The following is a 7,552-nucleotide window of genomic DNA, read 5'->3' on the forward strand; positions in this document are numbered from 1 at the left end:
TCCTTTCTTTACCTTGATGTAGATCATACTTAGGCTTGATAAAAGCCTATTGGCAACTTTTTACAGTTTAGTTTTTCCTAAACTTTTTCATTTCAATAGTAGCACCTTTGCAGTATAACTTTGCTTTGATGTTGTTAAGCGAACAAAGTAGACGCCAGTAGATAATTTACAACCAGAATCATCAGTTCCATCCCAATGGATGTGCTTAGGACGTTGAGCGTCGAGCAGAGGGCAAGAAAAATGCTTAACCAACCGACCTGCAGCATCATAAGCCTGTAACGAAATATTGTTCGTCTTATCTGTATCTGCTATCTGATATCTGATTTCTGTCATCCGTTTAAATGGATTCGGATACAACTTCAACGTTGTCTTCAATGGTAGACCACTTAAACCCGCGTCTTCCTTAACACCTATGATAGAGCATTGAAAAACACGAATGCCGGTTCTGGAATTAGCGGTATAGATTAGTGAATCAAGAACAAAGCAGTGTAGCATTTCATCCCATCCACCAGTGTTTGGATTGTAAAAGCCAACCTCCAATGGAGTGGTTGGGTCAGAAACATCAATTACCCGTATGCCTGAAGAAAAACATGTGACATAAGCTAAATTACCTTTAACTCTTACACTCGATGCCGAACTGGGTGTACTGCAAGACCCAACTTCATAAGGTGATGTTGGGTCGGCAACGCTGATGATTTTTAGATATCCATCAAATGCAGAAACGTAAGCTAATGTGTCCACTACATCAATCCCAGATGCTTGGATTGCAGAATAAAATCCAATTTCGACCGGGTTTGTGGGGGTAGCACAGCTAACTATTCTAAGTCCCGCGTGATCTGCGAGATATGCCAAGGTGTCTATGACACGAACTCTCCATGTACTGCCAGTGGTCGTCCATAAACCAATCTGATTCGGAGAAGTCGGGTCGGAAACATTTATGATTCGTAGACCATCAGTTCGACAGGTAACGTATGCAAGGCTGTCTTTAATATCCACGTTATAAGCAAAAGCAGGATATTTACCAAGTTTGTTCGGATTTGTGGGATCTGATACATCGATACACTGAAATCCGCCACAATCATAATAAGGACAGTAATAACCACAAACATAAGCGATATCATCAATGACATATACGCCATACACGGATTGATCAGTTGTGTCTTGATAGGTACTGATTACCTGTGGGGATGTTAAATCTGCAAAATTCACTATTTCCATGCCTTTTGTAAGACTAGCAACATAAGCAAGTGTATCAGAGACCCAGAGACCTTCAGTTCTGAAGCCTGTGACATAGCCTCCGATTTCAATAGGTGAAGTAGGGTTGGCAACGTTGATTATCCGTACTCCCTGATATCCCGTGCCACAGGCAAGCAAGTCGCCAGTCTTATGGACCCATCTCACTCCTGCCGCCCTATTTATTGTGCAGAATCCCACAACTGTAGGATTCTGCAAGTCAGCACAGTTTAGAACCGCCACGCCGTCTCCTTCAGCCACATAGGCAAGAGTGTCTTCAACGAAGACATCGTGTACATAGTTGCTTCCCCAGTTACTTAACTCAATCGGATTAGTTGGATCAGAAATGTCAAATATCCTCACACCACCGTCCACAACATATGCTACGCTGTCTTGAACATAAATACCGTCAGTATAAAAATCATTGGGAATGTTCCCAATTTGTATAGGGTTTGTTGGGTCACTCACATTTAGGATCACTGTCCCATCATATGATGAAGCCATGTAGGCAATTGTATCTTTCACATGGACATCCCAATCCTGCTCAGAGGTCATAAAGGAACCAATTTCATACGGTGCCGCTGGATTGGCAATATTGACGATTCGCAAGCCATCCGAGATGGGATTTACATTTGCAAGATACGCTAAAGTGTCTTTTATATAAACACCCATGGCACTTGCACCACTGGCGCACTGACCAACTCTTTTGGGGTTCATGGGGTCAGCTACATTTATTATCTGGAGTCCATTCTTGCTATTTGCTATATATATCAAAGTGTCTACGAGGTAGATATCCGAAACCCATACTTCTGTGTCATAGTATCCTACTACAGTCTCGGAACCAGGGGTAGAAATATCGACGACTACCAGAGAGTGTCCAGCTGGGGTATATGCATAGTTGCCACTTATTATAGCATGTTCTGCTATGCCAAAGAGTGCTCTTCCTTTCATATACATATTCAAACTATCAGCTCTAGTCAAACTCGTTTTCTCCTCCTTCATTGCCTGACCTACTATAGGGAAACTAATCGTTTGAGTATCAGTTAATTCACCAGCGCCATATTCGCACTCGCCGCGTTGCATTTTACTATTCTTGTATTGACTGACATGACATGGAATGTCCCACATCTGGGTTGCCGAAAAGCTATGCGCAACCAAGAGAGTCGTCAGAATCACAAAACCTCGCACCATTATGTTGCCACTTTTCATTTAAACCTCCTTTCAAATTTTTGCCGGGTTAGAATATTTAATCCTATCCCAAGATTTAATCCACAAAATTATAATCATAAATATGTATTTTTTATAGCCATTTCCTGCTTCAAACGCTTGAATTTTAAAGACTTTAAAGCGTTATATTTCCTCCTTGACAAAATTGCAAATTTTTTATATAATTTTCCCGCAACCTTATTATGAGAAACAATTATGAAATTATTAGACTCAAGGCAGTAAAATGCTATCTCGGTTCGGGTTTATTGAATAAATGTGCCAATTTATATAAGGTCCATCCACTCACTCTGAAACGCTGGGTTCAATGGTATAAAGAAGGTGGTGAAGAAAGTCTCAATAGGAAAAAAGCCTATTACCGAGCTTGGAATAGAATTTCTCCTTCAGTTGAACATCAGATTGTATTATTGAAAGAGAATTACCCCTCGCTTACACTTTCTGAGGCAAAAAGACTTCTCAAAAAAAGGGGGATTAGAATTTCTGTTCATGGAATCTGGGGTGTTTGGGAAAGGTATGATTTGGTGGGTTCTTATAGAACAAATGCTCGACAAACCGAGAAAATTGAGACAGCCCCAGAACTTAATGATGGGTTAAAAAAAGCTGAGCAGGTATTGAATAAAGGAGACCCAAAAAAAGCGGCACGAATATTGAATGCTTTACCTTCCTGCACTAATAAGGATATTCTGAAGAGAATTCCAGACAGACTTCTCTCGCTTCCAAGGAAAGTTGAGAAACTTGAGATGACATTTGGCGATAGCCCTTTTATGGAACGGTTACGGAAAGCAAAGATTCTCCGTAAAAAAGCTGAAAAAGAAGGTTTTCTTAACTTATCCATACGTGCAGGATGTATTGAACTTAACGCACTGGAATGGATAGGAAACCCCAAAGAACAGATCAAGCTTGTAAATTCACTTCTGATGAAGATGAGGCGCAAACAAGGAAAGCGTGATAACAGTAATGCTGTTCTACGTTTCAAACTTCTTGTTTCAAAAGGAATGGCACTTGGGACTCTTGCAAAAATCAAGGCAGCTCTTTGCTGCATCAGGAAATGTAAAACTATCTGCCGATGTTTATTAACTTCTTCTAGCTACAGGGACATCGCTACGCTCTATGCCAGAATCGGCTCATTCAGGAAATCTAATCAATGGTTATTAAAGAGCTTTAAATACGCCAAAGCAGAAGATAAGGTAATTCTGAATCTACTTCTCGCTAGTACACTTGCCAAAGCAGGAAAGTATCGCGATGCAAGAAGGAAGTTAAAAAAAGTTCATATAGAAAAAAGAGGCATTGAAACTCTTTTTTTAATCATTGAAGCGCAGTGTCTTATTGGAGAAGGAAAGATTCAGGAAGCAATGAAATCCGCCAATGAAGCCCTTCAACAATCAAAAGAGGAGATAATCCGCAACTATTTTGCTACCTCCTCCATGGTCATTAGTTGCTGCTTATGTGCCCTTGGTGATGAAAAAAAGGGGAAGAAACTCCTGAGAAAGATATTACCTGTTCTGAAGAAGTACGGCATGGAATATGATCTTCTTCTACCTCGCATTCTCCTTGGTCAAGATATCCCTCCTAAAGATACAAAGTTAAGTCCTTCTTTGAAACTCGCTTTACAATTGAAAAAGGCCTCACATTCTTTGAAGATAAGAGATTACAGAAAGGCCTTTAACTATGCTACTGCTCAGCAACTTATGGGACTTTTTCATCGGTTACTTCTCTTCTTCCCAGAGCCGGTGAACAATCTTATTGCCAAAGGAAAATCCACCGGATTGCCCAAGGCATTATTAAAACTCCCTGTGTTTCAAAAAAATATTCCAGTTTATCATTTAAAATTCTTAGGCCCGGTGCGTATTTATCGAAATCGTATAAAACTGCGAAATGACCCAACGCCAATATCTGCAAGTCTTATTATTCACCTTGGTCTCAAAAAAAAGATAGAATTGGAATCAATATATAGAAATTTCTGGTCCACTGCAAAAGACCCAAAGGGTTCACTTTCTCAGCTTTTGTATAACCTTCGAAGATATCTCAAACTACCTCCTGATACACTTTCAATAAGACAAGGATTTCTTCATTTCAAGGGATATATTACGACCGATTATCAGGAATTTGAACAGATTCTAACGCGGGCAAAGGCACTTGAGCGTGCGGGCGAATGGGGTTTTGCAAAAAAAGAATATTTAAGGGCTTTTAGAGTATTTCGGGGTGAGCCGTTTAAGAAGATGTACGACCCGTGGTCAGAAAACATGCGGCGGGTGATATTGAATAACTTAGAGACTGAGACGATTCATTTTGCCAAGTCATGCCTGGAGCATCGCAATAAAAACGATGCGAAAAAAGTGCTCGAGAAAGTTTTGAAGATAATACCCGACTCAGAAGAAATAAGAAAGATGGTAAGTGAGTGTGGGAAGTGACCGAGCTTCGGAGAAATGGAGACATTAATACTCCACACGATTAGTAACTACTTCAAGTTAGTACGACATTCATCGTTTTCCCTTATCTCTCCGTTCCTTTGTCTCTACCGCAGTAATATTACCTTTTTGGTAAAACTCTCATCGGATGCCGTCAAACGCACAAAGTAAACACCAGTAGGAAGTTTTTTACCGAAATCATCAGTGCCCTCCCAGTTGGCTTTATAGAAACCTCTCTCTTTCCTTCCTTTGACAAGCGTTTTCACTTTTCTACCCGTTATATCGTATATTGAAATATTTATCGTTTGAGAACTTGAAACTGAATAGGATATCACAGCACTCCTCTTGAAAGGATTTGGTGTAATATTGCTAACAAAACTCATTATAGGTTTTCTTTCATTTTCTGTCACACCTTGAGAGGGGAATCTATACCTGTATACTCCACCTCTTGTGGTAACATAGATGGTGCTATCGTCGGGCATCACAAGCCTATTAAGATGATGATTGGGAAGACTGTCAAGCTCTGTCCAGGAGACGCCACCATTATCAGTGTAGTAAATCTTTCCGCTATCATAAGGTGCAATTTCATAGTATACATAATATGCGTGACTGGGGTTTCCTACTCCCACTACAACTCGATTTGAGATATTTGGTGCAAAGCAAACATTGAATACTGGTTTGACAAAATTGCCTAGAAGATACCAGAAATTACCCCCATTGTCTGTTTTGTAAACATTACCACCTAAATCCCCATAAATGGCAAAATTAGTGTCAGACTCGTATACGTCAACTGCTGAACCTGTATAGGGTCCAAGAGGGGCAAAGGTTGTATACGAATAGCCACCATCGCAGCTTTTACCAACAGCACCAAAATGGCTTGTTGAATAAGAACCGGACATACAGAGATAGACGTTCTCGCTATCATCCATTGTGATTCCAGAATTCCAACCCACAATTGAATCCATTGGTTCAGAAAAGTTAGTGCCGAAGTCAGTACTCCGAAAAAGTTGAGCATCCCTATCGCCAAAATTACTCGTAGACTGTGAAAGAAAATAGATAGCAGAGGTTGAACCTACAAGGATTTTAGCACATCCTGTGCTACCGTAAACATGCCATACATTGGTTGTATATTCCCAGGTTAAACCCCCATCTGTGCTTCTGAAAAACTTCGGTGTTGGCGCCCAGTATTCATGACCGGGAGAATGTGCAGTGTAAACTCTCTGTGGATTATTCGGGTCAACTGCTACATCGCTTAAACGTAAATCAGTTATCCCCTGGTGACCAAGTGTCCAGGTATCACCACCATCTGTTGTCTTGAAAACACCATTTGCCATTGAAGCAATATAGATGGTATTTTCGTCATTTGGGTCAAATGCAATACCGTCTGCGTAAACTGCCCTGAGCCCACTCTGGAATTGACTCCAGTAAAGCCCTGCATTTGTTGTTTTATAAAACCCCTGAACATTAGGTATATAATATGTGAAAGATGAATCAGGGTCCTGCACAATCTCGCAGGCATAGGGAACCTGAATACCAGAATTAGACGGATACCAGTTCAGTCCTCCATCAGTGCTTTTATAAACACCACCCCCCACACAGGCAGCAAGCATTAAATTAGCATCATTTTTGTCTATCGACAATTCTCTTACCCAACCTGCAACACTATCGCCAATAGCCCAACTCTCCCCTCTGTCCGTACTCTTTAACAAGTAAGAGCCATAGCCATACATATTGTAGGTGGAATAGACAATATTTGTATCTACCGGGTCAAATGCAAATGCATGGCATATACCACCGTAAGTGGGTTGAAAAACAAGTGTCCAGGTTGCACCGTAATCAGTGCTTTTGTATATCTGTGCAGCACCACCATATCCACCACATCCTGCAAAAACGATATTGGGTGATAGTGGATGAACACCAAAGGACTGTGCATATTCACTAAAAGGTAATTGTGTCCAGGTCCCACCACCATCCGTGCTTTTATATCCAGCACCTCCCTGTGCATCACAGGCTAAGATAAGTCTATCATTTTCCGGATGCACAAGGATAGGCCAGGTGAGAACATCAGGGTTAGAACAGGGATTCCAGGTTACACCACCATCTGTGCTCTTGTAGAGATTGGTTTCCCCATAACCCCATCCAGATAATTCAGCAGTAAGAACAAATATAAGATTGGGGTCTTGATGACTTGCACATATATCCCAGATGGGTGTCTCGTAAACAAAGGATGCTAAAGACCAACTGTTACCGTTATCTGTGCTTTTCCATAATCCTGTGCCATAACCACCGGCATAGAATATCCCTGGCTGTGGGCTATCAAGTGAATAAAGTATTGCTCCTTCTGGACCCACATTCTCCCATTGCGCACTGAGCATAACCGGGAGAAAAAACAAAATCACAAATATCAATCGTTTCATTCCTGCCTCCTTTGCTTTTTTTCTTCATCTAATCTTTACTACTTTAACAGACTTATTATCCGCACCTTTGCGTTTCACAAAATACACTCCTGCGGGAAGAACATAACCAATTCTTCTCCTTTCCGAGGCTTTTAAAGATCACTGTTCTGCTTCAGATTTTCCAATCTATAGTAATAGCCAACACCAGGAATAACACTGTTATCCTCATATTTAAACCTCTCACTGTGTGGAGCACTTCCCTTAATCGGAATGGTTGTAATACGATGGAAA

3 protein-coding genes are annotated in these 7,552 nt (G+C 40.9%); 1 reads left to right on the top strand and 2 read right to left on the bottom strand.

Annotated features, from left to right (window positions below; genetic code table 11):
• Window positions 1-87: 87 nt before the first annotated feature.
• Complete coding sequence (locus tag ENI34_05670; protein HEC78616.1) at window positions 88-2,442, bottom strand: T9SS type A sorting domain-containing protein; 2,355 nt, start codon at window positions 2,440-2,442, stop codon at window positions 88-90.
• Between the two features lie 779 nt (window positions 2,443-3,221).
• Between ENI34_05670 and ENI34_05675 the strand changes: the two genes are divergently transcribed.
• On the top strand, window positions 3,222-4,868 hold the full coding sequence (locus ENI34_05675; protein ID HEC78617.1) for a hypothetical protein: 1,647 nt from the start codon (window positions 3,222-3,224) through the stop codon (window positions 4,866-4,868).
• Between the two features lie 104 nt (window positions 4,869-4,972).
• On the opposite strand, the gene ENI34_05680 is transcribed toward ENI34_05675, so the two are convergent.
• Window positions 4,973-7,282, bottom strand: coding sequence for a T9SS type A sorting domain-containing protein (locus ENI34_05680; protein ID HEC78618.1), 2,310 nt, complete (start codon window positions 7,280-7,282; stop codon window positions 4,973-4,975).
• Window positions 7,283-7,552 lie beyond the last annotated feature (270 nt).

The sequence above is a fragment of the candidate division WOR-3 bacterium genome, from assembly GCA_011052815.1.
Classification (GTDB): Bacteria; Hydrothermota; Tepidihabitantia; order SM23-42; family SM23-42; genus DRIG01.

Excerpts from the sequence above, each read along its gene's own strand:
- ENI34_05680 (HEC78618.1), bottom strand. The coding sequence starts at position 7,282 with ATGAAACGATTGATATTTGTGATTTTGTTTTTTCTCCCGGTTATGCTC.
- ENI34_05675 (HEC78617.1), top strand. The coding sequence starts at position 3,222 with ATGGAACGGTTACGGAAAGCAAAGATTCTCCGTAAAAAAGCTGAAAAA.
- ENI34_05670 (HEC78616.1), bottom strand. The coding sequence starts at position 2,442 with ATGAAAAGTGGCAACATAATGGTGCGAGGTTTTGTGATTCTGACGACT.